General features: G+C 66.0%; 3 protein-coding genes. 1 reads left to right on the top strand and 2 read right to left on the bottom strand.

Going from position 1 to position 3,412, the window contains the following annotated elements:
• Nucleotides 1-147: 147 nt before the first annotated feature.
• Nucleotides 148-1,320, bottom strand: a complete 1,173-nt coding sequence (locus tag VDP82_RS15970) for a mandelate racemase/muconate lactonizing enzyme family protein (RefSeq protein ID WP_323015819.1) — start codon at nt 1,318-1,320, stop codon at nt 148-150.
• Nucleotides 1,317-2,300: a dihydrodipicolinate synthase family protein gene (locus tag VDP82_RS15965; RefSeq protein WP_323015818.1), complete on the bottom strand. Its 984-nt coding sequence runs from the start codon at nt 2,298-2,300 to the stop codon at nt 1,317-1,319. The genes VDP82_RS15970 and VDP82_RS15965 overlap by 4 nt, the downstream gene beginning before the upstream one ends.
• A 44-nt stretch (nt 2,301-2,344) precedes the next feature.
• Here VDP82_RS15965 and VDP82_RS15960 point away from each other — a divergent pair, with 44 nt between their 5' ends.
• Complete coding sequence (locus VDP82_RS15960) at nt 2,345-3,250, top strand: 2-dehydro-3-deoxygalactonokinase (RefSeq protein ID WP_323015817.1); 906 nt, start codon at nt 2,345-2,347, stop codon at nt 3,248-3,250.
• The last annotated feature ends 162 nt before the right edge of the window (nt 3,251-3,412 follow it).

Here is a 3,412-nt window from a genome sequence, read left to right as displayed (position 1 = left end):
TTTCAGCGTGGTTTCCTGTGCTGCCGCCAGCATGGGCGACAGGGCGCCAGCCACCAGGGCCGTCGACAGGGCGAGGGCCAGGCCCGCCTTGCGCAGCCCTCCCCCGGCGCGAGACAATCTCTTGAACATCAACTTATCCTCCTGATTTCAGTTCTGTTCCTTGAGCAGAGCCAGGGCCTCCGCGGAGGGCTCGACGCCGAGACCCGCCCCCGTAGGCACACTGTAGAAGCCGGCGGCACAATCCATGTCGCCGGAGACCAACCGTCTGTTAGGTTCGAAAATCGAGTGCTGGTATTCGTGATCGGTCACCGCCGCCAGCGCGGCGCTGGCATGCAGGCTTGCCGCCATGAAGATGCCGGCGCCGATCGTTGCATGCGGAATGACGCGCAGGTGATTGGCCTGGGCATAGGCGCCCATGCGCATGAATTCGGTGATGCCGATATGGCCCATTTCCGGCTGCACGATGCCACAGGCGCGCCGCTCGACGCGATGCACCAGGTCATAGACCGTTCGCCATTCCTCTCCCGCCGCGATGGTGGTGGCGACATTGGCGGCCACATGGGCGAGGCCGGCAATATCCTCGGTCTTGACCGGGGCCTCGGCAAACCACAGGCCATGCGGCTCCATGGAGCGGATCAGCGCCACCGCCTCTTCGGCGGTATGAGCCCAGTGCATGTCGCAGGCGATACGGATATCGGGCCCGAGAGCTTCGCGCAGGGTGGCGATTTCGGCGACGACACCATCATCGGCGACCGGGGAAGCGAATTTGAAGGCCGAAAAGCCCTTGGCGCGCCATTCGGCGGCAAAGTCGGCCCGCTGCTGGCGCGTCGGCTGCGGCAGGCCCGAGACATAGGCGGGGATGCGCTCATGCCGCTTGCCGCCGAGCAGCGTCGCCAGCGGCAGGCCGACCAGCTTGCCGGCGATATCCCACAGGGCCGTGTCGATACCCGCCAGCGCATCGAGATAGAAGCCGCCGGTATAGCCGCGCACCCGCATCAGGCCGTAGAGATCGTCATGGATGGCGGTGACGTCCATCGGATCGCGCCCGATGACGAACAGCGCCAGCAACTCGTTGATGATGGCGAGCACCGCTCCAGGCGCGACGATGCCATAGGTCTCGCCCCATCCCACCACGCCATTCTCGGTTTCAATGCGCACCAGAATGCTGCGATCGACCGTGGGATAGACGGTCTGGTTGCCCTTGCGCACGAAATAGCCCTGCGCATTGACCGTCTCGCCCGGCCGCAACGCGCCGAGATAGGGCGTGTCTCGCGGAATGGTCAGAACATAGGGGGTAACCGATTTGACGCGGTCGCTCATGAGGGCTCTCCAGGCCGGTGGTCGACCGGCGCGAGAGTAAAGATATCGGCGGCTTCAGCCAGCCAGCTATCGATGTCGCGCAGCGCCATGGCATCGGGCCTGGGGCCCTTGGCGCGCACCGCAGCAGTGTCGATGACGCCCCGGCGCGTCAGCACATGCTTGGTCAGGTGCATGCGATAGACAGCCTGCAACAGCAGCAGCGGCAGCGAGCGGGCATAGAGATGGCGTGCACGCACCTTGTCGCCGCTGCGCCAGGCCCGGTCCAGTTGCACATGCAGGTCGACCAGTTCGAGCGCCGGCATGGTGCCGCAGGCGCCGCGTTCATATTCGTCGATCACGTAGCGGGCGCCGCCGCCGCCGATGATGCCGGCCAGGTGGGCCGGTGGACTGGCCTGAAGCACCGAAATTGCCGGGCCCGAGGGCAGCGTCTCGCCCTTGACATAGGTGATGGCCGGCACGTTGCCGACCACGGCCAGCAGCGTTTCGGGATCGAGGTCGGAGCCGCGTGGCAGCGGGGCGTTCTGCAACACGATTTCCACCCCGGGCAATTGTTCGGAAATGGCGCGGAAAAAGGCGGTGACCTCGTCGACCTGCGTCCCCGCCTCCTTGGGCGCCTGGATCATCAGATAGCGAAGGCCCAGATCGAGCGCTTCGCGGCCGAAGCGCACGACGGCCTCGACCGTGGCGGCGCTGGCGCCGGCAATCAGCTGCACCCGCCCGGCATTGGCCTCGACCACAATGCGCATCAGGCTGATGCGCTCGTCGTCGCTGAGTGCCTCCACCTCGCTGGCGAAACCGGGAAAGACCATGCCCTGCACCCCGGCGCCGATGGCGAATTCGACCAGCGCCCGCATCGCGGCGGGGTCGACAGCACCATCATCGCCATAAGGCGTGGGCAGGACGGGCAGAATTCCTTGCAACAACGAATAACTCCTCAGGTGGTCCACAATATGGATCGTATGTTTGTTATTGTGGACCATAATTTGAAATGCTAGAGGCTGTCAACGAAATGAAGGAGACAAAAATGCGGGTGGTCATCGATTGGAGCGCGACGAGGCTGGAGGCGGCATTGGTCGGCGGGGCCGACGATGTCGTCGACCGCATCGGCACCGATGACGGTCTCAAGCGCGCGGCGGGGCGGCACGAGGCCATCCTCGACGCAGCGCTGGCGCCCTGGCGCCGGACCCATGGATCGCTGCATATCCTGGCGGCCGGCATGGTGGGCGGGCGTTCGGGCTGGATGGAAATCGGCTATGTGCCCGCGCCGGCTTCCCTCGCCGATATCGCCCGCGCCGCGCGTCACGTGGCGCTGGCCAATGGCGACCGGCTGACCCTTATTCCCGGCCTGTGCGACCCGGCTGCTCCCCCCTTCCCCGACGTGATGCGCGGAGAGGAAGCGCAACTGGTAGGCCACGGCCTCCAACGCGATGCCGTCGTGGTCATGCCCGGCAATAACGGCAAATGGGCCCGGATCGGCGGGGGCAGGATTGCCGGGTTTCGCACCTTCGTCACCGGTGAGCTGGTCGCGCTGCTGCTTGCCCATTCGGGCCTGGCCGGCATTGCCATCCGCTCCGAGGGGCGTGACTGGCGGGCCTTCGCCCGCGGCCTGGAATGCGCCGCCGGTCCTGATCGCCATGGCTTGTTGACGCGCCTGTTCACCGCACGAACCGGCTGGCTGGCCGGCCAGTTGGCGCCGGCCGAAATCGGCGACTACCTGCGCGGCTTGCTGATCGGCTGGGAATTTATCGAGGCCCGCAATGCCGGCTTGTGGCTGCCAGGCGGCACGCTGGATATCGTGGGCGACGATGATCGCGTCGATGACTATCGCCGTGCTGCCGAGGGGCTGGGCCTCACGGCGCGCGTGGCGCCCGACGATACGGCGCTGCGCGGCGCGCTGGCCATCGGCGCCGAATCGATGCTTCTTGCCTAGCGCCTTTCGAGGGACCAGATGCATTACGACCTTATCGTCAGAAACGGCCACCTGCTCGACCCCGCCCAGGGCCTCGACCGCATCGGTTCCCTTGCCTTTGCGGGCGGCAAAATCGCCGCGATCGATGTGTCCGAAACCGATACGGCCATGGCGGAAGTCGAT

It is taken from the genome of Devosia sp. (assembly GCF_034675085.1).
Classification (GTDB): Bacteria; Pseudomonadota; Alphaproteobacteria; order Rhizobiales; family Devosiaceae; genus Devosia.
The sequence above is the reverse complement of the archived record's forward strand: the minus strand, read 5'-3'. Positions and strand labels throughout refer to the sequence as shown.

Bases quoted from the DNA above. Each gene is read 5' to 3' on its own strand.
- VDP82_RS15970 (WP_323015819.1), bottom strand. From the start codon at position 1,320: ATGAGCGACCGCGTCAAATCGGTTACCCCCTATGTTCTGACCATTCCG.
- VDP82_RS15965 (WP_323015818.1), bottom strand. From the start codon at position 2,300: ATGGTCCACAATAACAAACATACGATCCATATTGTGGACCACCTGAGG.
- VDP82_RS15960 (WP_323015817.1), top strand. From the start codon at position 2,345: ATGCGGGTGGTCATCGATTGGAGCGCGACGAGGCTGGAGGCGGCATTG.